The sequence below is a fragment of the Bradyrhizobium barranii subsp. barranii genome, from assembly GCF_017565645.3.
GTDB lineage: Bacteria > Pseudomonadota > Alphaproteobacteria > Rhizobiales > Xanthobacteraceae > Bradyrhizobium > Bradyrhizobium barranii.
On the sequence record NZ_CP086136.1, the window covers coordinates 8,696,761 to 8,720,756 of the forward strand.

Genomic DNA, 23,996 nt, shown 5'->3' on the forward strand with positions numbered 1-23,996 from the left:
ATGTTGATTCGATCCCAGGCGAAGCCAGCCGCAATAAGCGTCATCCATGCTTGCGCTACCGCCCAGAAAAACCTGTAGAGGACATCCCCAAGTGTAGTTGCCAAAATCACCTCCTGCAGGAGTATGAGTCCGAAGCAGTCTTCATTTTGTGGCAGCTTTCTTTCGGCGAGGTCGGCTTAGGCTCCGCCATTCGCGTACACTCTAGCTAAAGGTAAACTCGCTAAATTGTAGTATCAGACAAAGTTCAATTTCCTCGTTTGCGGTTCGGACACGGATCGACTTCCTGCTCGCCGAGAGGTCAGGAAAGTATTCGTTGCCGAAAACCGTGCCGCCGCTCGCCGGCACCGACCTGCCGCAGGTGCATGCCGCGCCTGCGCGCGCCCAGGTGCTCTTGGCGGCCGAGGGGATGCGACGCAGATCGCGCGCTGCTCGAACTGTGGCTGGACGATGCGGTAGCCTGATGAGGCATTCGCGAATTTGTGTGCGTGTCAGTCGCGGAGATCGCCATCAATATCTGGACTCTCCGGTTCCACGCGCCATAATGAGGCGATGGACGGGATATCCAAAACCTTAAATTGTGCGCGTTGCGGCAAGCCGCTGGTCCTGATAGCGCGACCGGATGGCAAGGGCCCACTCCGGCCGACATGCTTGCATTGCGAGGAAGCCGATCCGATCACGTCGCCCGAGGTCGCCAGGTGGTTTGCTGGGGAATTGCAGCCGCCGAAGGGATAGGCCGTGAGGATCGCTGCCATGGCCGTGACTGCCGCATAGTGCCGAGCTTGAGATGCTCGGGGACGACCGTCGTTGGCCTCAATTGTGTCGACAAATTACGGTACTGATTCGCCAGTGAGCCAGCGTCTCGCAATCGGTTGGTCCTTTGGCCTCTGAACTCACAAGTCACCGACGCGAGTGGCGTGCAATGGGGCCCGGCCCAGCCGGGCCTTTTGTCCTTTGTGAATTATGTGCACTCATTGCACCCTGGGCCCACCGCGCCGCATCGCGACCGAGGACCCTCGTTGGCGCGAACTCACAAATATTCGGCCTGAACTGCCAAGATACAAACTGCCCTTTTTACTATGGCGACCCAGTTGGCCCAACGCACGGGGTGCACTTCGACCGGGGATCGATGACCAATGCGCGTCTTTTTTAGTTGCTTGTTTTGCGGGACGCTTCACAGCGCTATCCAAATAAGGCGGCCGGTCGTGGCAAGCGGGCGGTTCGATTGCAAAGCGTGCGGGCAGACACTGCATCGATGGTGGGCCGTATACGACTTTACAGATTGGAAGGGGCCGCTCGACCAGTAGCGGGCGCGGCCAATCCGGGTCGCCGCACCTTGCCGGCCCCGCCCAAATGCGCCTATGCCCGTCCTCACCCGCCGGCGCGATCCGCACCGCAGCGATTGCTGGCACATCCACTTTGACGACATCACGTCGGCAGCATAGCAAAAGCCGTCGGAAACCCCAGATTCGTCCGAGGTTTGGCAATGGCAGTGCGGCTTCTATCCCGGCTCGAAGCCCGGCGAGCACCGCAAAGGCTCGGCGCCGTCGTTCGAGGCGGCTCCCGCGCGGCGTTCGAGGTGGCATGGAGCGAATATCTGCCCAAGAGCACAGAGGCCAATTTCCAGGCCTCGCGCGTTCATGAGGCGTGGACTCGCGAGAAATACGCGCGCTTTGATTGCGGCGAACGGATACCGTCGGACTGCCGTCAGCATGGCTGAATGCGATGGTTGCTTACGCCGCTTTGACACTCGGATCGTGCTGCCCAGCGGCACCGAGCTCATCACGTTGCGCGATGCGATCCGGCACTTCAGCGAGACGGTGCCGAAACGCGAGCACAAGCACCCGCGCGTACTTCTCGCCGCCGCCGCGCTGACCGACGCCGCCGAGGGCCGAACCGCGCAGCGATTGCCTCGGATACCGCTGCGCACCTCCTATCGTCCGCATCTCAACATATCCTCGGATTGTCGCCATTGTCGCAAATGCGGCCGGGCACGCCCCGGACCGACGGACCGAACCATATTGGAATGCCCTCCCAGACAATCCAGCAGCCGCCGGGGCCGGTATTGAATATATGACAGGGCTTGCCGTACACCGTGATGCGCGTTGGCCCGGCTGCGAATTTCTCGCGAGCCACGGCGGTCGTTGTAAGGACGGTGATCGCGATCAATCCAGTCGCCAAGAACTTGATTGTGGTCATCGAGCTTGTCCTTTTGACCCTTGATGGGGGCTGCGACCTTAGCCTGTTTCCTGGGCCAGTGGAGGACCGGATGCGCTTGCTCGTTCGCATCCTGCCTGACGAAGCTCACAGTAGGTAACGGCAAGGACCTATTTGCCCAATCGTCGCAAAGAGTGGCGTTTGGCGCCGGAACGAGGACAAGAGCAAGACGCCCCGGCTCTGTGATTTATTGGGCCTCAAGCGCTTCACGCCGCACGATCTCCGCCGAACGGCGCGCGTCGGCGGTCAAGGCGTCAAGTAAAGCGCGAGCCACGCCAGTCGATTAGACTATTAGGCTCGTAAAGAAGGGCTTGGTTATCTCGACGACCGAGGGTTCTCTCTCATCAGGAGTGGCGGCGGTGACAAACTCGCTTTTGCAGTTAAAGCAGCGCCAAAGGTCATGGATTTCTTGGGCATTGACGCGCTCACGCCACTCTAGATGGACCAACCCAGAACCACATTGAGGGCATTTTTCTGGACGGGGAGTCGAGAAGATTGATGCCATGTGGAACCTCCCTCGTTTTCGGCGCAGCGTACGACTGTCTGGGCACATTGGAATTGATCCACAACAAACAATTTGCCCATTTGTCATCGCCGGGCGGCTTCCAGGCCCGGGACCGTCGAGTGCTGGCGCGCGCCCTCCGCAATCGGGCCTTGCCAGTTGGTACACAAAGGGCGGCGATGTGGCGCATGTCGAATACGGAAGCCATCATCTTCATGGGGTGGAACGCCCAGGGCCCGCATAAAGTTAGATAGATTGCGCACCATCGCGGCGGCCTGACCGCACGCTGGATTGGAGGCAGCACATGAAAATCGTGGACGAAGACGGCGAGATCATCGCAACAGCATCCGATGACCATACTTTAATCGGCGGCCACCACCGCCTCGCAGTGGCGGCCAGCCTCGGTAAAAGACTGTTCTGGCGAGATACCGGCGAACCAGTGAAGCTTGATAACTTCTTCAAGCATTATGGAAGTTCTCTTCGACATACAAACTGAGCCGCTCGCCGAGCGTACGTTGTTCGGCGCATCGCAACAACGCCAACGAGGATTTTTGCCATCGCGCATTCCTGGTTTAATTTTTATGCGGTCCCGTACACAAAGGCGGCGCGCGATGTGGCGCAAGTGCGACAATCGATCACCCCCGTTTGGCCCTGGTCTCCGAGGGACCCCGGAAAGCAAATAGGGGCATCGTTGGTTCGCGTCTGATCGCTCTTGCCATCAGCCCCGCTCCATTTAAGCTCTCCCTCCCTTTCCCACGCGCCGCTGGCGTGATCGAGGCGGTCGAGGCGGTGCGGCCGGCGGCACTGGCGCAGAGGCCATGCCGCAACGAAGGTTCGAGCGAAAGAAATCGACTGCGACATCTGTCGCAGTTGGGAAGCGCACGGGCAAGAATGGTAACGCCCGCAAGGTGCCGGTCGAGCGGCGCGCAATGGCCGCCTGCGTCGAGCCTGTGTCACGTCGCGAGATCTGGTCACCTCAAATGACCAATTGCGCGGGCCCGCCGCCGATCTATCAGGTCTGCCTCTTCACGATTTCAAATCCCTTTGCGTGCAATTCCAGCAGTATGCCCTGTGCCAAGTGCGTGCACTCTTCAGACTTGATCCAGTGCGGACTTCTCCAATCCGGGTCGTCTTCCTTTGGGTAACTGGTGAAGGCGGAGCGAATGGCGGCTTCGATCACGTCGATGGGATTGTCCGACATCTGCATCCCTCACGCATTTTGCGAAATAGATCAAAATCCTAAAAGAACAAGCCCAGCCGGACACTCACCCGGCGGCCCTCTCCGTTCAGAAGAACGTCACCGCCATCAATGGCTTGATCTAGGTCAACGCTGTGCCTCGGGCTCAGGCACGTGAACGGATCGCACTAAATTTAACGCGGTATGATGAATTTCAGATATATTCATACGGCGCGGTCGCGCGGTCCCGGCACTTGCCTCTGGCCCTCACAAAGGACCCGGAACTGCACCAATGACCGCACCCGGTGCGGCGTCACTGGGCCAGAGAGGGCTGCGGTAATGCCGAGAGCGGTCGTCGGGAGGCGGTCGCCATCGTTTCAAGCGCCCGGCAAATCAGGAGGCGAAGCCGCCGGTACCGCCGCTTTGACCTCTGCCAGCGCCGCTTGCAAGGCGGCTTCCTTAGTGTGGTCGAGAGAAGTCTTTAGCACCGTGCCGCCTTCGCCTTTTAGCCTCTCAAGAACCTTGTCTGCCGTGACTTTGCGCACCAGTACGAAGAGCGCTGCGGTTCCGGGTTGAACGGCGGCAGCGGTCTCTTTCATCCATTTGTCGTTGATGCCGACATCCGTTAAATATCCGCTGAGTGTGCCGGACGCGACGCCAAGGGCAGCACCAGCAAGCGGCATCAAAAAGATCAGGCCAATCAGCGTGCCCCAAAAGGCGCCAGTAGCCGCACCAGCAGCCGTGGTATTGATCAGTTGATTTAGTTTGATGTTTCCGTTGCTGTCTTTCACGGCGATCACGGCATCGCCGAGTTCGATCAAATACTCCTTCTGCATGGCCAGCAATTTTTGACGAACTTCCTCCGCCTTCGCCTCGGTTGGAAATGCAATTACGACAAGGTCGCTCATCTGTTCTGCTCCTCTACTCGAACGATTGCTGCCCATGCGAGAGAGGATGCGCCCGGTCGCGCGGGACAGGCAAGCCGCTACGGATAGCGGATGACGGCGCTCCGGGCACAACGGGAGGCGGCGGGCACATCCGGCACGGGCGGACCGGCTCGCGAGAACCGACAAGATGAGGCGTCAAGGTGCGAGTCAGGAGACCGCTAACGCCTCTCCCCACACGACGCAGATTTGCGATATCAGCAAAAAATGAGCCGCGCGCGGAAATCAGACGCCCCAACGCAGAGCTGCGGTCTGCACCGGGGCATCCCATAATGTCGTGGCTTTGCGATCGAGCACCGATACGGTGATCGAGACACCGGCCATGTCGAGGGATGTGACGTAGGAACCGGTCAGGAAGCGCGTCACCGTGATCCCCGCGCGATCCAGAGTCCGCTTTGCGGCATTGACCATCAGATAGAGTTCGATCAGAGGCGTCGCACCAAATCCGTTAATGAGAAGCAGCACTTCACTGCCCTTGCTCGGCGCAAGATCCTTCAGGATCGCGTCGAGCACCTCGGCGGCGATCGCATCGGCGGAAGCCAACGGTACCCTGCGCCGGCCAGGCTCGCCATGAATGCCGACGCCCATTTCCATTTCATCGTCGGCCAACGTGAAATTTGGCCGTCCGGCGGCCGGCACAGTGCATGGCAATAGAGCTACCCCCATCGAGCGCGTACGCCGGTTGACTTCATCGCCGAGCGCCTTGAGCGCGGCAAGCGGCATTCCGGTCTCGGCAGCGGCGCCGACCATTTTTTCCACGATCAACGTTCCAGCGACACCGCGACGACCGGTCGTGTAGGTCGACTTTTCGACCGCCACGTCGTCGTTCGTCACCACGCTTGCGACTTCTCGGCCGGCCATCTCGGCTGCCATGGTGAAATTCATCACATCGCCTTCGTAGTTTTTGACGATGAACAGCACACCTGCGCCGGTGTCGACGGCCTCCGCAGCCTCGATCATCTGATCTGGCGTCGGCGAGGTGAAGACCTGGCCAGGACAAGCCGCGTCGAGCATGCCCAGGCCGACAAAGCCCGCATGCAGCGGCTCATGTCCCGAGCCGCCTCCCGAAATCAGCGCGACTTTGCCTGGTTTCAACGTGCGACGGCGCACAAATTTGCGCTCGGCGCCGAGAAGCAGGATATCGGCGTGCGCTGCGGCGAGGCCGTCAAGACTTTCTTCGAGTACAGTATCGGCGCTGTTGATCAGCTTTTTCATGAGCGTTCTCCCAGTCCGGTCTAAGGTTCGATTCAATGGCTAACCGACGCTTTCCGCAAAGCGCGCGAGCTGCGCGGCTAAATCCACGATGAGCTGCTCGAGCGCACGATTCTTCTTGTCGTCACCAAGTTCAGGAACGGTCACGGTAATGACACGCGTGCGCGCTTCGCGGTGGGGTGCGCGCAATCTTCCGGGGTGCGCGCGGCCATACGCATCGAGAAATGCCGCACGCTCGGCGCTGGACAGATGGCAGACGTCGAAGATGACCGCGACATGCTTCGCCGGGATCGGCACCAGATAAGCCGGATTCGTGATTTGACTCACGAACGAACGATTCTTGCCCAGCGCCGCCGCAAGCTTCAGGCGCGTCCCCGAGGGCCGATTGTCGAGTACCTTTCGCAGGATTATTTTGTATTCTGCGACATTCTTGTCACCGGGCGTGTCCTTGCCGACATCGTCCTTCATGAACTCACCTTTGCGATTGCGGCCTTGAGCCGTGCGACGGCAATCGGCGACACAGAGAGAGTTGTCAATCCGGTCGCGAGCAGCGCCGCCGTGAGGTGAGTGTTGGCCGCGGCGTCGCCACAGAGCGAAACCTCGACGCCTCGCTTTAGCCCGGCCTCGACGGTCGCGGCTATCAGTGCCAGCACAGCCGGATTGCTGGTATCATTGAGGTCAGCGACTGCGCCGATGTCGCGCGCCGCCGCCATGGTGTACTGGGTTAGATCGTTCGAACCGATGGAATAGAATGCAGCGCCAAAATCCGCTGCACAGAGCGCCGCCGCTGGAACCTCGACCATAATGCCGAGCGGCGGTCGAGCGCAGGCAACTCCTTTCGCTTGGAGGGCTGTGAACTCCGCGTCAAGTATTTCGTTCGCGCGGTCCAATTCCGACGGGACCGCAACCATAGGCAGCATCACTTTCAGCGTGCCATGGACAGCCGCACGGCAGAGCGCGCGGAGCTGCATGCGAAACACCTCCGGCCGCGCGAGCGAGAGGCGGATACCGCGGAGGCCGAGAAACGGATTGCTCTCACCTTCGACCGTCAAACCGGGAACCTGCTTGTCTCCGCCTGCATCCAAGGTCCGGATCGTCACCGGCTTATCTTGGGCCCAGACGAGAATGTCTCGATAGACCCTGTATTGCGTTTCCTCGTCCGGCAGGCCGTGGGCCGCCTCGAACAGGAATTCCGTGCGTACAAGGCCGATGCCGTCGCAAATTGCGGAATCAAGGTTTGCAAGATCTTCAGGCCCGGCGACATTGAGCAGAACCGCTATCCGCCGACCATTGGCGACGAAGGCAGGCGCAAGGGTGGTCGCCTCGGCGACAGCCAGTTCGGCCTTCGCAGCCGCCATACGCAGCTCAAAGAGACGGATGGTCTCCGGCTCCGGATCGAAGATGACCCTTCCGGCGTCGCCGTCTACCAGCGCCAAGACTGGTGGCTGTCCATGCCACGACAACGGACCTAACCCAACGACCATCGGCGCCCCGCGCGCACGCGCCAACATGGCGACATGCGAGGAAGGTGAGCCACTGGCCAGCGCGATCGCGCCGCCTTGCGACCAGTCAGTCGCAAGAAAGGTCGAAGGCGTGATATCTTCAGCCGCAACAATCGAACCGCCCGCGATTCCGGCGACGACATCCACACCGCCCAGATGCGCAAGCACGCGATCGCGGATGTCAACGATATCAACGGCCCGGGCACGGAAATATTCATCTTCAGCCGCGCGATAGCCGGCGATCTCTAGGTCGAGTGCCCGGCGCCAGGCATGGTCGGCAGCGATCCCGATCGCGATAAGTTCATATGCCGTATCTGTGAGTGCATCGTCTTCCAACATGGCGGCCTGGAACTCCAGAATGTCTGCCGCCTCACTCTGAATCGTCTTGATCTGCTCGGCGAGTTGCGCCCTTGCCCCCCCAATCGCCGCCCGCAGCGCCGCAGCCTCCTGCTCCGGATCCTCGCTCGCCATTCGCCCGGCCACGGCCGCAGTCAGCACCGCGACCGGCCCGAACGCGAGGCCCGGCGACGCAGCACGGCCGATAAGTTGGATCTCTGCCACTGCCGTTAAGCCTCACCAAAACCGTCATGCACAAGCGCAAGCATGGCAGCAAGCGCCACCTCTCCGTCCGGTCCGGCGACCCGGAAATGCAGCGTCGCCCCCTGCGGAGCTTTTACACGCATCACCTTCACCGGACTCTTGGCATCCGTCCAAGGCCCGTCTCCAGAGAGGGCGAGTTCGATCTTTGCGGCAAACCTCTTCGCACACTGCGTGAGCTTGACCGACGGCCGCGCATGAAGTCCGACCTTGTTGACGAGAACCGCCGAGGCGGTCAGCGGCACCGACGTCTCACCTGCCCGGCTGGCGTGGGCATCATGCATAGAATTCCTCCGCGCTACGCTTGACGGCTGCGAGCGATGAGCCACCCGAGGATTCCGTCGCTGCAATCACCGCTCCTTCGACCACCGGAGCATTGCAGACGACGACGCGCGCCCTTCGATCTTCAGCCAACATTTCCACCGCCATCTCGGAATTTGTCTCCGCTCCACCGAGATCAACGAGCACAGCCACACCTGCTGCGGACCACGCCGCCTCGATCGCCTCCAGGATTCCAGCAACATTCGTGCCGAGCCCTCCATCGACATCACCGCCGGTCCAGGCGAGCGGCACCGCATTGCCCACCATCTGGCGCACCATATCTGCCGCGCCTTCCGCTATCTTGGGCGAATGTGAAACGATAACGATTCCGACATTGCCGCCATTTGGATTGTTCATGACCTTGCCTCGAATTCCAATACTTTGACTGCAGCCCCGATCAACAGGGACGTTGAGCGCGAACCGGGGTCCATGTGACCAATGGAGCGTTCGCCGAGAAAAGAAGCCCTGCCGCGAATAGCGAGCATCGGCGTCGTGCGATCGGCCGCCTGCACCGCTTCTAACGCAATCGCCCGCGCATCGCCGCCTGCAGCCAATACCGCTTGCACGGGCACCAGGACATCCAGCATGGTTTTCTGTCCTGCCTCCGAGCGTCCGCGCGCCTTTACGGCATTGATTGCCATATCCGTAGCCGCGACAAACTCCGCGCGTGTTGGCTGCTCTGGAAGCGCCTTGCCCAACTCCATGAAGAAGGTGCCAACCAGCGGCCCAGAGGCTCCGCCAACCTTCATGACCAGCGTCATTCCGATCGACTTCAGCATTTCTGGCAGAGACTTGTCCGCAAGGCCGGGCAACGTCGCGAGCACGGCCTCGAAGCCGCGTTTCATGTTCAGCCCATGATCGCCGTCACCGATCGCCTGGTCGAGGCTGGTCAGTTCGTCGGCGTGCTGGATCACCGATTCCGCAAGCGCCCGCACCAGATTCTCCCTAGAGGTCCGATCGAGACTCATGCCGCGACCCTCCCGCCGGCCGCATCGAAGAACAGCGGCCTGTTAAGGCGTAGCGACACGACGTCGCCGACGTCTAACCTCGCCTCAGGGTCCGCCAACGTCACGACAGGTTGGCCGCCGAGATCGAGATGGACATGGCTCTGGTCGCCGAGATGTTCGACCCGCGTGACGGTGGCCGACACGTCCCCGCAGCTGCGTGCGATCGCCAGGTGCTCGGTACGAGCGCCAATCGTCTTAACGCCGGGCGGAACGCCGGCAAATAGAGTTGCCGGCAGCAGGTTGATCATCGGCTGGCCGAGCCGGGCAGCGACATAGGCGTTGACCGGGTTCTCGTAAATCTCGCGCGGCGTGCCGATCTGCATCAGCCGCCCGGCCTCCATCACGCCGATGCGCGATGCCATGGTCATAGCCTCGGTTTGATCGTGGGTGACGTAGAGGATCGTCGCGCCGAGATCGATCTGGATGCGCTTAAGCTCCAGGCGCATTTCACCGCGCAGCTTGGCATCGAGCGAAGAAAGCGGCTCGTCCATCAGGTAGATCGAGGGCGAGCGCACCAGAGCGCGGCCAATCGCAACGCGCTGCATCTGCCCGCCCGATAACTGGGTCGCCTTGCTGTGGAGCTTGGCCTCGATATGGAGAAGACGCGCAACCTGTTCGACCTTTGCGCGAATTTCGGCCTCCGGCAGGCGCCGAGTCGGCGCGCGTAGCGCAAAGGCCATGTTCTCGAACACGGTCAGATGCGGGTACAACGAATATTGCTGGAATACGAAGGCGACGTCACGATCCGCCGGCGCATCACTGGTCACATCGCGTCCGTCGATGCGGACCGAACCGCTGTCGGGCGCCTCTAATCCAGCAACGAGACGCAGCGTCGTCGTCTTGCCGGCGCCGGTCGGCCCCAGCAACGCAACGAATTCGCCATCTCCAATGGTGAGGGACAGATCGACGACGGCTTGCGTCTTGCCAAACGCCTTGGAGACCGCCCCGATCTCGACTTCAGCCATGCTTGCCTCCCTCGTGCAATGCGGTGCGTATTGCCCGTCCCGACCCCTGGTCGAAGAGCGACAACGTATCGGGCCGAAAATCGAGCCCGACATTCATCCCAATCCGAAAGGGCATGCTGGCGGGCGAGCGGGCCTTGAGAGCGCCGTAAGGCGTCGTCACCGTCACGATCTGCGTCGTGCCGAGATATTCCGACCCATAGATCTCGCCCCGCACCATGCCGCTATCGGAAAAACGCACATGCTCGGGTCTGACGCCCAGGACAAGGTCGCTCTCCACCAGAGCCTCGCGTGCGGTGGGTATCGCAACGTCGCGATCCCCGAGCCGGATCGCCTGCGCCCCGGCTCGCAGGCTGCCGCGAAACGGCAGGAAATTCATCGCTGGAGAACCGATAAAGTCCGCGACGAAGAGCGAAACAGGCCGGTCATAAATGTCGCGCGGACTCGCAATCTGCTCGACCACGCCGTTGTTCATCACCGCAATCAGGTCCGCCATTGCCATGGCCTCCAGTTGATCATGCGTGACGTAAACGGTGGTCGCGCCAAGCCGGTCATGCAGCGCGCGCAATTCCTGGATCATCGCCTCGCGCATCTCGGTATCGAGCGCTCCGAGCGGCTCGTCCATCAGGAAGCACTTCGGCTTGCGGACGATCGCCCGCCCAAGCGCGACGCGCTGACGGTCGCCGCCGGTGAGGGTCGAAACCGACCGATCAAGGAGGTGGGAGATACGCAGGATCCGAGCGGCCTCCACCACGCGCCGGTCGCACTCCGCGGCTCCGATCCCCTCGCATTTAAGCGGAAAGCCGATATTGCGCCGGACATTCATGTGCGGATAGAGCGCAAATAGCTGGAAGACGAAGGCGATATCTCGCGCGGAGGCACGGTTCATCGTCACGTCCTCACCGTCGAGCCTGATCGTGCCGGATGTCGGCAATTCCAGTCCTGCAATCATCCGTAGCGTTGTCGTTTTGCCGCAGCCGGACGGCCCAAGCAGACAAAGGAACTGTCCGTCATCCACCGTAAAGCTCGCGCCCTTGACTGCGTGAAACTCTCCAAAGGATTTGTTGAGCGCTTCGACCCTGATCTGTGCCATCGAGCGCTACTCCCGGACCTTCGAGACGATCATGAACATCACCGTCCCAATGAGAGTGACCGCGAAAGACCAGGAATAAAGCGTCAGAAAAAACGGCTGCATCAGCATGACCACGCCTGCGGCAATGATCGCCGTCGCGATGGCCTCCAGCGGACCGCGCCGCAACATTCTGCTCGTCAGGTTGACGTGCGGCGTTGACGTGTTCACATCAAGGTTCATTTGCGAACGGCCCCAAAGGTAATCCCGCGCAGAAGATGCTTGCGAAGCAGCACCGTGAACACGACGATCGGCACAAGAAAGATCGTCGTGCCGGCGGCTACGGCCGGCCAATCCTGGCCGCCTTCGCCAATGATGATCGGAATGAATGGGGGCGCGGTCTGGGCGTTGCCAGAGGTCAGAAGCACAGCAAAGGCGTATTCGTTCCACGCAAAAATAAGGCAGAAAATCGCCGTCGCCGCGATCCCCGTCGTCGCCTGCGGTAGAACCACCTTCACGAACGCCTGAAAGCGCGTATAGCCATCGATCATTGCCGCTTCTTCGTATTCACGCGGGATTTCGTCGATGAAGCCCTTGAGTAGCCAGACAGCGAGCGAGACGTTCACCGAAGTGTAGAGCAGGATCATCCCGAGACGGGTATCCGATAGCCCGACGGTGCGGTACATCAGGTAGATCGGGATCGCGACCGCGATTGGCGGCATCATTCTGGTCGACAGAATGAAGAACAGGAGGTCGTCCTTGAGAGGCACGCGGAAGCGCGAAAAACCATAAGCCGAGAGCGTACCGAGCGCGACGGCAAGCACCGTCGAGCCAAAGGCGATGATCAGCGAGTTGATGAAGCGCGGCACGTAGTTCGACGGCCCGGCGACAACCATGTTGCGGCTGCGCGCGATGTTGTCACAAAGCCCCTGCGGCGGCCCCAGCGTCTGGATAAACTCCTGAGTCTGACGCGAGCGTGTTGTGAAGACATTGCAATAGCCTTCAAGGGAGGGCTTGAAGAGGACCTTCGGCGGATAGGAGATCGCATCGTCAGGCGACTTGAACGAGGTGAGCACGATCCATATCAGCGGAACCATCGTGATGATGGCATAGAGTACGACGAGCAGGCCGGCAAAGCGGCGAGTGCCGGTCGACGGTTCGACGACTGAGTGGGCTGCATTTGAGGCGCTCATCTGCTTTTCACCCGGTTCAGCGCCTTGACGTAGATGTTGGCAAGGCCAAACACTGTCACGAACAGAATGATCGCGAAGGCCGAGGAATAGCCGGTTCGCCAACTCTCAAAGGCTGCGCGCTTCAGTGTGATCGAAGCGACTTCCGTGGTCGAGCCCGGCCCTCCTCCGGTCAGGAGGTTGACCATGTCGAACATCTTGAAATTCTCGATCCCGCGAAAGAGCACCGCGAGCATGATGAACGGCAGAGCCATCGGCAGCGTGATCGACCAGAACTGCCGCCAATTCGACGCGCGGTCGACCTCCGCTGCCTCATAAATGTAATCCGGGATCGACCGTAGCCCCGCCAGGCAAATCAGCATCACGTAAGGCGTCCACATCCAGGCGTCGACGATGACGATGGCCCACGGGCTGAGGGTCACGTCTCCCAGCATCTGGAACGACGAAGCGCCGCGCCCCGTGAAGAAGGCGACCACGTAGTTGAACAGCCCGATCTGCGGCTGATAGAGGAAGGTCCAGAAATTGCCGACAACCGCTGGTGAGAGCATCATCGGCAACAGAATGATCGTGGTCCACAGGCCATGGCCACGGAATTTCTTGTCGATCAGGAACGCAAGGCCGAATCCGAGCACAGTCTCGATCAGCACGGTCCAAACCACGAAATGCGCCGTGACCTGCATTGCCGCCCAGATATCCGGATCGGTCAGGATCGACTGGTACCAATCGGTCCCCAGCCATAGCGTCGGCGCGTTCGGCCGATTGGCGCGGTAGTTGGTAAATGACAGGTAGATCGTCCATACCAGCGGGAAGATATTGATCGCCAGCAGCAGCACGATCGTCGGTGTGATGAAAAGCCATGCGAGCGCCTGGTCCGAAAGGCCGCGGATACGACGTATCGCGCCTGGTCGGATCGGGACGGCCCGGTAGGTGATCTGCGACGAAGTGCTCAAATCGTTCATGGCCCTGGTCAATCCTGGCGTCGCGATTGTCGACTATGCGACGCCTGCGGGTTCTACCGAAGAGAGCCTGGAGCGCGCTCGGCGTGCGCTCCAGGCGTTTGCCCTAGAACTTCTTGCCTTCTTCCTTGAAGATCGACTTCCAGTCCTTTACCAGGCCATCGAGCGCTTCCTGCGCGGTGCCCTTGTCCGCCACCACGTAGTCATGCACGCGCTTCTGTTCGGCTTGCAGGAGTTGGGCATAGGAAGGCTCGGCCCAGAAGTCGACGACCATTCCCATCGACTTCAAAAACTCGCCGGCAAACGGCGCGCTGTTCGGGAAGCCCGGATCGTTCAACACTGACTTGGCGCAGGAATAGCCGCCCAGCGCCCACCACTTCTTCTGCACATCTCCACCGGAGAACCATTTGATATATTGCAGCGCCTCGGCCTGGTTCTTGGAATAAGAAACGACCGAGATGCCCTGCCCGCCGAGCTGCGTCGCCTGGGTCGCTGGGCCGGCGGGATTGCTGAAGAAGCCGATCTTGTCCCCACCGACGTTCGGATCCTTGTAGAGGCCTGGGAAGAAGGCGAAGAAGTTCATTTGCAGCGCGACTTGCCCCGACTTGAACGCATCAAGCCCTTCGGACATGTAGGAGTTGGATGCGCCGGGCGGCGTGCAGCACTTGTAGAGCTCCTTGTAGGCCTCGAGCCCCTTCACGGCGCCGGGCGAGTTGACGAACCCGTCCATTGAATACGGCTTCTTCGGATCCTGATACTGGAAGCCGTAATCATAGAGGTAGTTCGACACGCCCATGGTGATGCCTTCCGAGCCCCGCTCGGTATAGATCGAAGCGCCATAGACCTTCTTGCCGTCGATCTCGCGGCCCTGGAAGAATTTTGCGATGTCGCGCAGTTCATCGAGCGTCTTCGGCACGGCGAGATCGCGGCCGTACTTGGCCTTGAAATCCGCCTGGATCTCAGGCCGCGCAAACCAGTCTTTGCGATAGGTCCAGCCCACCGCATCACCCATGGCGGGCAGCGCCCAATAGTTCGGGCTGTTCTTCGGCCACTCGGAATAGCCGACCACTGTCGCCGGCATGTAGTCGTCCATGCTGATTCCTTCCTTTGTGAAGAAATCGTTGAGCTTGACGTACTGACCGTTCTCGGCAGCGCCCCCGATCCATTGCGAATCCCCGATGATGAGATCGCACAGCGAGCCATGCGAATTGAGCTCGTTCAGGAAGCGGTCGGCATAGTTGGTCCACGGCACGAACTCGAACTTCATGCCGACGCCGGTCTTGGCGGTGAAATCCTTCGACAGTTCGACCAGGGCGTTGGCAGGATCCCACGCGGCCCAGCACAGCGTGATGGTCTTGGCCTGCGCATGCGCAGGAGTAGTCCCCACTCCGACACCGAGCGCGGATGCGAGAACTCCGAACGTAGTAAGAAGCGCCTTTACTGTCTGTTTCATAACGCTTTCCCTCCCAGTGGGGTCGGCCATCGACATGGCGCGACTCTCCAACCCGCTCGAATGCTTCGAGCAGAGCGATACAGTCCTTCACGGGCTGAACGACTAAACGGACGTTTCCTCGCGCCTGCCTGGATTCTTAGGGATTCAGCCAAGCTCGATTTGTTTAGTGAAACACTATATACTAAACATTGCAAGCACGCTCTTAAGTCGCTCGGTCATGGTGCCCCTCGCGAAATTGAGGCAGCGACCATGCGCTCAACCGGTGCTGGCTATGCGATCTGCGCCACCTTAAGTTACATCAGGGACTTTGCGTTCGCGCACGGCTGCCTCGACCTGATCTGCAAGAACCGCGAGATGGCTGGCTCTAGAGACGAATACGCATTGTCGCTATGGACGGCGATGCCGTCTGGCTTCGTGCCTGCCTAACTAACTATCTTCTTTCTGAAGAAGAGAATGCAGACGTTGAGCGAGTTCGGCCACGCCAAAGGGCTTGTGAATAATCGGGAACTCGTCTGTCGCCCCGTGACGCGCGAGCACGTCTCCCACGTAGCCCGACGTAAGTAATATCTTGATCCTGATCCTGCTGTTCCGCCGCTTTGCTTCGCGAGCAAGCTCGACGCCATTGGGACCATTCGGCATGACGACATCGCTGAACAGAAGATCGAACCCCTGATCGCTGTCGAGAATTCGGATGGCTTCGGTACCGTTGTGAGCAAGGCGAATCCGATAGCCAAAGCTCGTCAGCATTGCAGACACGACTTCCAACAGATCTTCATTGTCCTCGACCAAAAGAATTCGCTCGGAGCCTCCCGGCATAGCCCGGGTCTGTTCAGTTTCCACCTCGTCGCGAGCCTCCTGATTGGCTCTCGGCAGGTACAGTGAGATCGTGGTGCCGGCGTTAGGGGCACTTTCGACTGAAATATAGCCACCGGATTGCCGGACAAAGCCATACACCATGCTGAGACCGAGGCCAGTGCCCTTGCCAACTTCCTTGGTAGTGAAGAAGGGCTCGAAAATCCGGTCTCGCACCTCGGGAGACATCCCCTGCCCCGTATCCGAGACGGACAGCCTCACATATGATCCGGCCGGACATCCAGCGACGGCTTCCCCATCCAGAACGACGTTCCGCGCCTCGATCTCGAGCACTCCGCCGCCCGGCATCGCATCGCGGCCGTTCAGCGCTAGATTGAGAAGGGCAGTCTCCAGCAGGGATGGATCCACCTGACAGAGCCACAATCGCTCGTCGATCTTCAGCCTAACCTCGCATTCTGCGCCGACCGCCTGACGGACGAGCCCCTGGAAGTTGGAGATCAGCTCGTTGGCATTGATCAGTTTAGGGTTGAGCTTTTGCCGTCGAGAGAAAGCGAGGAGCTGTGCGGTGAGCTTCGCCCCCCGGTCGGCGGCACGCCGCGCAGTCGCGGCGAAGCGCCGGATCTTGCCGTCATTTGCCGCGCGCTCGATGAGATCAAGGTTTCCCGAAACGACGGCAAGCAGGTTGTTGAAGTCATGGGCAACACCGCCCGTGAGCTGTCCGACGGACTCCATCTTCTGGCTCTGATGAAGCTGCTCTTCGATGCGCTGGCGCGCCTCCACAGCATGCTTTTGCTCGGTGACGTCTCGAAAGAAGATCGCTATCCCTTCGCCAGAAGGAAACGCGTTGATCGCATACCATGCGGCACGACGAGGACAGTGCGCTTCGAACGAAACCGGACGGCGGTTCGACATGACTTCCCGAAGCTGCTCGACGATTCCCGTATCGCGGGCATCCAGAAGCGACGCCGGCAGGTGCATTCCAATCAGATCACGCCCCTGAGCGATCTGAGACCAGGCCCTCTGGTTGAAGAAGCTGATCCGCCAATCGTGGTCGACGATCACGACGCTGTCTGTCGTGCTTTCGAAGAGCATCGTAAGCCGGGCCGCGGCGTCCTCGGCCTTCTCTTTTGCATCGGACAATTCCTGCTCGCGGCGATCCAGCGCATCGGCCATGGTGTTGAAGGCGCCGGCTACGCCTGCGATTTCAGAACTGCCGCGGATGTTCACCCGGCGAGCATAGTCGCCGAGGCGCCATCGATTCGCGGCGTCAACTAATAGCCCGAGCGGCCGATGGATGAATTGCCGGGCGCCGAGCAGCGTCAGGCCCAGCACCATCATGGCGCTGAGGGCGATGAGGAAGATGTCGTGTCGGGTCCGGCTCTGGATCTCGGCAAAGGCGTTCGCCTTGTCGAGGCCGAAGCTGACGCGAAGTCCCCCAGAATCGGGCCCGAGAGCCGAGAAACCCACGATCCTCTCGACGCCGTCGACATCAACCAGGTCGGCTGCGAGACCGTCGCCATACTGCCTCTCATCACCAGCGCGAACCAATTTCTTACCGACAAATCGGTCATTGTCCGGATAGCGGGCAAGGTAGGTGCCGTTGCGATCGGTGATGGCCAGCGCGTCTCCCGCCGGAACACCCGCGCGCGCGATGTAGTCCGCTAACCAGTCCAGGCCGAGAGGCGCAATGATGACGCCCCCTGGCTGACCATCATCTCCGTAGAAAGGCAGCGCGAACTGAATGAGTTTCCGATCGACGGACAGACCGATCGAGAATTGTCCCACCGTAAACGCGCCCGTCTTCAACGCGTCCGCAAAGTAGGGACGCCCGGAGACATTCACCGGCTTGCGATCCGTGTTTGTATCGCAGAAGGGCTGGCCACTCAGATCGGTAGCGACGAAAGTGAGGAAAGCCGGAAACCGGGACCTCATCCCTGCCATCGCCGCATTGCACCCCTTGCTATCTTTCGCCTTTATCGAAGGGAGTTCGGACAGCGCAATCAGGACCTGCCGAATGCCCTGAACGATCTGTTGCTGCTGTTCGGCGGCGAGCTTAGCGAGACCGAGCGCCTGATTCTGTACGTCCACTTGGCGCGCGCGTCGAAGGTTAACTTCGTTGTACGCCTGAATCGAGATAGCGGGCAATAACGCGACTGCGACAAGCGCCAACAGGCGCGACAAGATGGTCATTCTCTGCCGTATTCAAATCGTCCCGGAGCTTGCTGTGCATTTCAATCCCAATGGGGATACGCTTATAGGCGTTCGTCATTCCAATCACGATCGTGAGAACCACGAGTGACCGCTCGTTGAACATGCGCGGCGGCGCAAGCTTCATCCGCACCCGCATTCAAATGACACATGCTGCATGTTCGCCCCTACAATCCCGCCCTACTCGCGAGCGCCATGACATCGCGCGGTGGTACAGCCAAAATCGACAATCTTGGTACTGTTTTTTTGAGCGGGCATCGCGCATCTATCTGGCAAGACCAACGGCAACTCGGATGTAACTTCGACCCGTGGCACGACGGTTCGAATGCGTCGGGCGCGATCGCGCCACGGCGTCGGAGTATTGCGTCGGTAATTTAGACCAAACCTACTTTGCTTAAAGCACCGCCTTGCTCATGATCGCTCATGAAATGCCAGGCGATCACAGATCCGATCTGGACCGCGCCAGCGATACCGGCAAGCGCCGGTACTTCATGCTGGAAAAGCTGGCGGTGATGGAGTTATGGTCTAACGAATCGGCGGATGTGTTTCGGTAACGGAAGGAGCCACCTGGATCGGTTCCGTTACAAGCGCTTCATCTTGTCGAAGTCTGCCTTTGACCCTCCAGGCACGATTAACCTTGGCGGTTAGGCTTACCGAGCAAGCATCTCCGCGAGAAGCTTGACGGCCGATCTATGAGCCGTTGGCCAGAACCGATAGATTGTAAGGATTGAGTCGTTGCGTTCGAGTGGCGCGCGTGAGTTTTCAGCTTTCCATATTGAAGATTTTGGCAGGGCAGCCAGACGGCCGGGGAAACCTTGAGCTTATCAAGCTGCATCTCGCGGTTTTCTATACGAGCGGCCCTGAATGGACGTTGCGTATGAAGCGTCTCGCTGAACTTGCGCCGGATCTTGATGCGTTCAGCCAAGGACTCATCACTCGTGAACGCGGCGCATGGACTATCACGAACCAAGGACGCGACTTCCTTGCCAAACTCGAGGAGGCTGCCTTGGGTGCAACGCCGGCCATACGGCCCCCCGACCCAGCCGAGCCGGTTGAGGTCGAGCAAGCCTCGCCAATAGCTCCTCCAGCGGCGGCTTCTCTGCCGAAAGTACTGGAGCGATCGCACGGGCGCCCCCAAGGCAAACACCGCAAGAACCATCGCAAACGATCGGCTTAAGACGGCGGAATCTTAGATCGGTTCGGTCTAAGACGGATCGACCTCCTCAGCCCTACGGTTGGTCAGTGGGGCGAGAAGGCGCGCGATGGCCTCGTAACGGCGATGTACTCCCTCGTATATTCCCCGCTCTCCGAAGATGACCGTCCGGGGGCGCGTCAGCCGTCGTAACGAGAAGGGCAGCGGTCGAAAGACGCAGCGAGCGACGGGTCGTGATTGTTGGATGCGGTACGTTTCTCATCGCTGAACTCCAAATCGGTGCAACACTGTTGCGCGGTCGACCCACAAAACCGCTTCCGACTTTCGATCAATCGTTATCGTTGTGCCTCGCTATCCGACCAACACGCAATTGCGCGAGTGTTGTTCAGATACCTTTGTGGGCGAACCTAAGAACCAAATCACCAGATCGGCGTTATCCCGGCACTATGGAGCCGTTTCGCGGAGGTCTAATGATGGACCCGAATCGAGCAGCTTTAGTCCTATCTGCTATCGCTCTGGCCATCGCCATTGGATCGGCAATCATGTCAGAGCGCCTCGATACTCGTACGGCCAGCAACGACGCACCTCCCGGAACGGTAGGCCTCGCTAGGCCACACCCGCCGCTGGACCGTGCGGCAGGTGAACCGATACAAACGGTAGGCGGGCCGCCTGGCGCGAGTATTCGGCAGCGTCCCTGACCGAACACTGGCCACCCAGCGAGAGCGCTACCGAAGCTCCTTGATGTGGCCGGTGCTGTCGACGACGAGCGACCGCTCCGTACCCTCCTTGATTGCTCGGTAGGTCTTGATCTTGCCGCTCGGGACCTCCTGAATCTGCGAATAGCCCGCGGCACGTAGCTTGGCCTCAATCTCCCCCTGCGTCAGGGCGAGCACCGGCGAGGACGCCCCCACCGTTACAACAATGGCAATGACTGATCGCATCGTTCGCCTCCTGGCTCCGCCAGAGGATGCGATGGCTCCGACCGTTTTTGGCGGCACGCACTGTCTCACTGAAGTTCGCCAATTTTCGTTAGCGATTAGTCGAGCTGCAAAGCGCGAATCGCTAACTCTTGTTAATCATTGGGGCACACGCTCTACGTCAGATATTTCATACTTCTATTTTTTTTGCCGCGCATGGCCTTTGGTCGAAGAAAATCGGACCGTGTTCAATTTGCCCATCAGCACGCCGTCAACTTGATGGCTGTGGTTGGCACTTGGAGCCGAGTCTGCGTTCTCAAAGACATTTCGGCAACGGGGGCAAAGCTAGAGGTTGAGGGCTCGACTGACGTCCTAACCTCGCGAGAGTTCTTCCTAGTTCTATCGTCAACGGGCCTCGCATTTCGTGGCTCTCAGTTGGTCTGGTTGGATGGACCAGCCGCTGGCTTGCATTTCATCCACGATAAGAGGAAGTCTGCGTCGTGAGCGCCATGCTGCAAAACATGGAGCTGATCGTCCAGCGCAGCTTGCCTACTCTTGACGTAGAGTCCCTTGAATGTTGTGAGGCAAAAGAAGCACTTTTCCGAAGCAAAGATGGCTTTATGCTCTATCTAACAGATGGAGCCCCACCGCCTCTTGGTAGGGAGCGACTGGTCCCATTGAGTCTTCGTCAGGCACTCCTCTGGCTAAACGAAAACCAACTCTCCGAGGCTGGGTCTTTCTGGGCATAGCGGAGAGCAGCTTAGCTGCAATACCGGCAAAACCAAGTTTGCGTCTGGGCCCAACCCGCTTAAGCAGCTCGCGGAGTTGCGGATGGAGCATCCCCGCGCGAGACCGCAATCGCATTGAGGCCACTCCGGATCCTGCCTTCAAATCACTTCCGCCGATGCTGTTGGCTTACGTTCTCAACCAGGCCCTGATCAGGATCCGCCACCGGGTGCTGTTCTGGGAGCGTCTCGGACGGGTTGAGGCACGCTTGTTGCTCCCTGCCCTCACGCGACGCGCATCAACTCGGCGTCACGCCAATGCTCGACCCGCCTACTTGATCGTCGCGTGCACTGTGATGACCGATGTGCCAGAAACCTTCGGCCCCTTGCCGGTTGCTTTGATGGCAAAGGTGTCACTTCCTTTGTATCTCGCCTTCGTCCTGTACTCGTAAGTCGCAACGTCGAGCTTCTTCAGTTTGCCGTGTGCTGGCTTTTGCGAGATTTCCGAGCTACTCGCCGCGCCGCGCAACGTGATCGGGAAGATGCAACTGTCCCCAGACGCGACGCTGATGTCGCCGGTCGAGTTCTCGCCCCAATCCGCCAATTCCATTGATCTGGAACATTCCGAAGCCGCCAGGACGATAGAAACATAAGTTGGGCTGGAAGCCCCCGCGACAAGTGCCAGAGTGGCAAGGCTAGACAATCGCATCGTTGATCTCCCGGATCATGCCGCACCTTAGCGCGAATCGGTGAGCAGTAGTTTCGTTGATTTCAGTGGGGGACTGGCATCGGGTTGCAGTCCGCCGGATCATGGCGGTCGTGAGCTGTCCGGGGTAGAGCGGACATGCCCTGCCCCTCCGTTACAGGAGCCTGCGGGCCAATTCCGGACGCATGCACCGCAGCAAATGGAGCTCTTAGTCTACCCGATCGCCGGTGGGCAAAGCGGCGTTGTTGCAGGCGAGCGCTGAGAGACGCCGAAGCCGACCGGGAACCCTGCCGCGCGAGTCTGGATTCCCGCGATGGTTGGAGTAAGGTCGTGCGGCCTGCGCAGAACAATTGCAAACGACATCCGGGAGGAAGTGATGCTCGACACCACGCTTAGCGCGCGCGTCCAGGTTTTCCTCGACAAGTTTGAAGCCGCGCTTGCGGCGGGCGATCTCGACGCCGCCGTAGGGATGTTCGCTCCGGAATGCTACTGGCGCGACCTCGTTACCTTCACCTGGAACATCAAGACCATGGAAGGCCGCGATCAGGTCCGCGACATGCTCGCGCATTGCCTCGCGCATGTGAAGCCGCGCAGCTGGAAAATCGCCGAGGGTGAAACGCCAACCGAGGCCGGCGGCATGACCGAATCTTGGATCACGTTCGAGACCGAGGTCGCGCGCGGATATGGACTCATCCGCCTGCAGAACGGTCAGATCTGGACGCTCTTGACAACCATGGCCGAACTGAAGGCCCATGAGGAAAAGGCTGGCTTCAGCCGACCGCTCGGCGCCAGGCATGGCGTCAATCCCGGCGCCAAGACCTGGAAGGAACTGCGTGACGAGGAAGTCGAGCAACTTGGTTTCAAGAGCCAGCCCTACGTGCTTGTCATCGGCGGCGGACAGGGAGGCATTGCGCTCGGGGCCCGGCTGCGCCAACTCGGTGTGCCGACGATCATCGTCGAAAAGAACGCACGCGCCGGCGATTCCTGGCGCAACCGCTACAAGTCGCTCTGCCTGCACGACCCCGTCTGGTACGATCACTTGCCCTACATCGATTTCCCCAAGAACTGGCCTGTGTTCTCGCCCAAGGACAAAATCGGCGATTGGCTGGAAATGTACACCAAGGTCATGGAGCTGAACTACTGGACGAACACCACGGCCAAACGCGCCAGTTGGGACGACACCAAGAAGGAATGGACCGTCATCGTCGAACGCGATGGCAAGGAGATTGCTCTGCGGCCCAGGCAGCTTGTGTTCTCGACCGGCATGTCGGCCAAGCCGAACATGCCGAAAATCAAAGGCATGGAAACGTTCAAGGGCGAGCAACACCATTCCTCACGCCATCCCGGCTCCGGCGGCTACAAAGGCAAGAAGGTGGTGGTGATCGGCTCGAACAATTCGGCCCATGACATCTGCGCTGCGCTGTACGAGGCCGGCATCGACGTAACGATGGTGCAGCGCTCGACGACCCACATCGTGCGCTCGGATTCGCTGATGGAGAGCATCAGCGATCTTTATTCCGAACGCGCCGTCCTCGGCGGAACGACGACGGCCAAGGCCGATCTGATCTTCGCTTCACTGCCCTACCGGATATTGAATCAGTTTCAGAAGCCGGTCTACGACAAGATCCGCCAGGATGACGCCGCTTTCTATGCCGGCCTGGAGAAGGCCGGCTTCAGGCTCGACTTCGGTGACGACGATTCCGGGCTATTCATGAAATATCTGCGCCGCGGCTCGGGCTATTACATCGACGTCGGCGCCTCTCAGCTTATCATTGACGGAAAGATAAAACTGTTCGCTGGACAGGTCGAGGAAATCACGCCCAACGGCGTCAGGCTCGACAACGGCAAGGAATTGCCGGCGGACGTGATCGTCTATGCCACCGGCTACAGCTCGATGAACGGCTTTGTCGCCGATCTCATGAGTCCGGAAATGGCCGACAAAGTCGGCAAGGTCTGGGGCCTCGGCTCGAATACGACAAAGGACCCCGGCCCATGGGAAGGTGAGCAGCGCAACATGTGGAAGCCGACGCAGCAGGAAGGCCTATGGTTCCACGGCGGCAATCTGCATCAGTCGCGACATTACTCGCAATTCCTTTCCCTGCAGCTGAAGGCGCGCTACGAGAGCATCCCGACGCCGGTCTACGGCCTGCAGACTGTCCATCACAAGGCCTGAAATTGCCGAGCGCACAGTGGGGCTCGCGGGTTGCGAGCCCCATGCCATTTCCGGGTCTCCGCACTCACCAGCGCAATGGCCGCCTTGTCAGCGCGCAGCAGAAAGCGCTCGGGAATGGTTAGGCCAAGTGCCTTCGCACTCTCCGGGCGTCATCGAAGCTGGTGACAGGGAGGTCACCGGTTCTGAGAGAATTCC

The 23,996-nt window shown here is 59.9% G+C and carries 25 protein-coding genes; 6 read left to right on the forward strand and 19 right to left on the reverse strand.

The genetic code is table 11. The features are described 5' to 3' along the window. Positions 1–1,730: 1,730 nt before the first annotated feature. Positions 1,731–1,943: a hypothetical protein gene (locus J4G43_RS42500; protein ID WP_208088533.1), complete on the reverse strand. Its 213-nt coding sequence runs from the start codon at positions 1,941–1,943 to the stop codon at positions 1,731–1,733. A gap of 1 nt (position 1,944) precedes the next feature. Next, on the reverse strand, positions 1,945–2,196 hold the full coding sequence (locus J4G43_RS42505; RefSeq protein ID WP_135215647.1) for a hypothetical protein: 252 nt from the start codon (positions 2,194–2,196) through the stop codon (positions 1,945–1,947). An 824-nt stretch (positions 2,197–3,020) separates the two neighbouring features. Here J4G43_RS42505 and J4G43_RS42510 point away from each other — a divergent pair. Further along, positions 3,021–3,212 carry a ParB N-terminal domain-containing protein gene (locus J4G43_RS42510; RefSeq protein ID WP_208088534.1) on the forward strand — a complete coding sequence of 64 codons (192 nt, stop codon included), beginning with the start codon at positions 3,021–3,023 and terminating at the stop codon, positions 3,210–3,212. Positions 3,213–3,728: 516 nt separating this feature from the next. Here the strand turns inward: J4G43_RS42510 and J4G43_RS42515 are convergent. The 14 genes from J4G43_RS42515 to J4G43_RS42580 form a co-directional block, all read right to left on the reverse strand. Continuing rightward, positions 3,729–3,917 carry a hypothetical protein gene (locus J4G43_RS42515; RefSeq protein WP_224517481.1) on the reverse strand — a complete coding sequence of 63 codons (189 nt, stop codon included), beginning with the start codon at positions 3,915–3,917 and terminating at the stop codon, positions 3,729–3,731. Between the two features lie 353 nt (positions 3,918–4,270). Then, positions 4,271–4,801, reverse strand: a complete 531-nt coding sequence (locus tag J4G43_RS42520) for a DUF1269 domain-containing protein (RefSeq protein ID WP_028150077.1) — start codon at positions 4,799–4,801, stop codon at positions 4,271–4,273. Between the two features lie 261 nt (positions 4,802–5,062). Next, positions 5,063–6,052 (reverse strand): dihydroxyacetone kinase subunit DhaK, encoded by a 990-nt coding sequence (gene dhaK / locus J4G43_RS42525; RefSeq protein WP_028150078.1) that lies wholly within the window; start codon positions 6,050–6,052, stop codon positions 5,063–5,065. Between the two features lie 39 nt (positions 6,053–6,091). After that, positions 6,092–6,517: a hypothetical protein gene (locus J4G43_RS42530; protein ID WP_028160804.1), complete on the reverse strand. Its 426-nt coding sequence runs from the start codon at positions 6,515–6,517 to the stop codon at positions 6,092–6,094. Continuing rightward, on the reverse strand, positions 6,514–8,112 hold the full coding sequence (ptsP, locus tag J4G43_RS42535; protein ID WP_208088535.1) for a phosphoenolpyruvate--protein phosphotransferase: 1,599 nt from the start codon (positions 8,110–8,112) through the stop codon (positions 6,514–6,516). Before ptsP ends, J4G43_RS42530 begins: the two co-directional genes overlap by 4 nt. A 5-nt stretch (positions 8,113–8,117) precedes the next feature. After that, complete coding sequence (locus J4G43_RS42540) at positions 8,118–8,432, reverse strand: HPr family phosphocarrier protein (protein ID WP_028150081.1); 315 nt, start codon at positions 8,430–8,432, stop codon at positions 8,118–8,120. Next, positions 8,425–8,826 (reverse strand): dihydroxyacetone kinase phosphoryl donor subunit DhaM, encoded by a 402-nt coding sequence (gene dhaM / locus J4G43_RS42545; RefSeq protein WP_028150082.1) that lies wholly within the window; start codon positions 8,824–8,826, stop codon positions 8,425–8,427. The genes J4G43_RS42540 and dhaM overlap by 8 nt, the downstream gene beginning before the upstream one ends. Then, entirely contained in the window at positions 8,823–9,437 is a 615-nt protein-coding gene (gene dhaL, locus J4G43_RS42550; RefSeq protein ID WP_208088536.1) for a dihydroxyacetone kinase subunit DhaL, read from the reverse strand. Before dhaL ends, dhaM begins: the two co-directional genes overlap by 4 nt. Further along, a complete protein-coding gene (locus J4G43_RS42555; protein WP_208088537.1) occupies positions 9,434–10,441 on the reverse strand; it encodes an ABC transporter ATP-binding protein in 1,008 nt (335 codons plus the stop codon). The genes dhaL and J4G43_RS42555 overlap by 4 nt, the downstream gene beginning before the upstream one ends. Then, on the reverse strand, positions 10,434–11,531 hold the full coding sequence (locus J4G43_RS42560; protein WP_208088538.1) for an ABC transporter ATP-binding protein: 1,098 nt from the start codon (positions 11,529–11,531) through the stop codon (positions 10,434–10,436). The genes J4G43_RS42555 and J4G43_RS42560 overlap by 8 nt, the downstream gene beginning before the upstream one ends. Before the next feature lie 6 nt (positions 11,532–11,537). After that, positions 11,538–11,750 (reverse strand): hypothetical protein, encoded by a 213-nt coding sequence (locus tag J4G43_RS42565; RefSeq protein WP_208088539.1) that lies wholly within the window; start codon positions 11,748–11,750, stop codon positions 11,538–11,540. After that, positions 11,747–12,700 (reverse strand): carbohydrate ABC transporter permease, encoded by a 954-nt coding sequence (locus tag J4G43_RS42570; RefSeq protein WP_135215678.1) that lies wholly within the window; start codon positions 12,698–12,700, stop codon positions 11,747–11,749. Before J4G43_RS42570 ends, J4G43_RS42565 begins: the two co-directional genes overlap by 4 nt. Continuing rightward, a complete protein-coding gene (locus J4G43_RS42575) occupies positions 12,697–13,656 on the reverse strand; it encodes a carbohydrate ABC transporter permease (RefSeq protein WP_166344242.1) in 960 nt (319 codons plus the stop codon). Before J4G43_RS42575 ends, J4G43_RS42570 begins: the two co-directional genes overlap by 4 nt. Positions 13,657–13,759: 103 nt before the next feature. Further along, positions 13,760–15,106, reverse strand: coding sequence for an ABC transporter substrate-binding protein (locus tag J4G43_RS42580; RefSeq protein ID WP_208088540.1), 1,347 nt, complete (start codon positions 15,104–15,106; stop codon positions 13,760–13,762). 249 nt (positions 15,107–15,355) lie between these two features. Here J4G43_RS42580 and J4G43_RS42585 point away from each other — a divergent pair, with 249 nt between their 5' ends. Further along, positions 15,356–15,532, forward strand: coding sequence for a hypothetical protein (locus tag J4G43_RS42585; RefSeq protein WP_208088541.1), 177 nt, complete (start codon positions 15,356–15,358; stop codon positions 15,530–15,532). Here J4G43_RS42585 and J4G43_RS42590 read toward each other — a convergent pair whose 3' ends face one another. Next, positions 15,533–18,109 carry an ATP-binding protein gene (locus tag J4G43_RS42590; protein WP_208088542.1) on the reverse strand — a complete coding sequence of 859 codons (2,577 nt, stop codon included), beginning with the start codon at positions 18,107–18,109 and terminating at the stop codon, positions 15,533–15,535. It abuts the gene before it with no gap. Positions 18,110–18,534: 425 nt separating this feature from the next. Between J4G43_RS42590 and J4G43_RS42595 the strand changes: the two genes are divergently transcribed. Together J4G43_RS42595 and J4G43_RS42600 are read left to right on the forward strand one after the other, a co-directional pair. Beyond that, positions 18,535–18,681, forward strand: coding sequence for a hypothetical protein (locus J4G43_RS42595; RefSeq protein ID WP_208088543.1), 147 nt, complete (start codon positions 18,535–18,537; stop codon positions 18,679–18,681). A gap of 200 nt (positions 18,682–18,881) precedes the next feature. Beyond that, on the forward strand, positions 18,882–19,304 hold the full coding sequence (locus J4G43_RS42600) for a hypothetical protein (protein WP_080586612.1): 423 nt from the start codon (positions 18,882–18,884) through the stop codon (positions 19,302–19,304). 701 nt (positions 19,305–20,005) lie between these two features. Here the strand turns inward: J4G43_RS42600 and J4G43_RS42605 are convergent. Then, the gene (locus J4G43_RS42605; protein WP_208088544.1) at positions 20,006–20,221 is read right to left on the reverse strand and encodes a hypothetical protein; all 216 of its coding nucleotides are present in this window, start codon (positions 20,219–20,221) and stop codon (positions 20,006–20,008) included. 255 nt (positions 20,222–20,476) lie between these two features. Here J4G43_RS42605 and J4G43_RS42610 point away from each other — a divergent pair, with 255 nt between their 5' ends. Continuing rightward, entirely contained in the window at positions 20,477–20,701 is a 225-nt protein-coding gene (locus J4G43_RS42610) for a PilZ domain-containing protein (RefSeq protein ID WP_321576357.1), read from the forward strand. 552 nt (positions 20,702–21,253) lie between these two features. Here the strand turns inward: J4G43_RS42610 and J4G43_RS42615 are convergent. Beyond that, complete coding sequence (locus J4G43_RS42615) at positions 21,254–21,631, reverse strand: hypothetical protein (RefSeq protein ID WP_208088545.1); 378 nt, start codon at positions 21,629–21,631, stop codon at positions 21,254–21,256. Between the two features lie 373 nt (positions 21,632–22,004). Here J4G43_RS42615 and J4G43_RS42620 point away from each other — a divergent pair, with 373 nt between their 5' ends. Next, positions 22,005–23,801 carry a flavin-containing monooxygenase gene (locus J4G43_RS42620; protein ID WP_208088546.1) on the forward strand — a complete coding sequence of 599 codons (1,797 nt, stop codon included), beginning with the start codon at positions 22,005–22,007 and terminating at the stop codon, positions 23,799–23,801. Positions 23,802–23,996 lie beyond the last annotated feature (195 nt).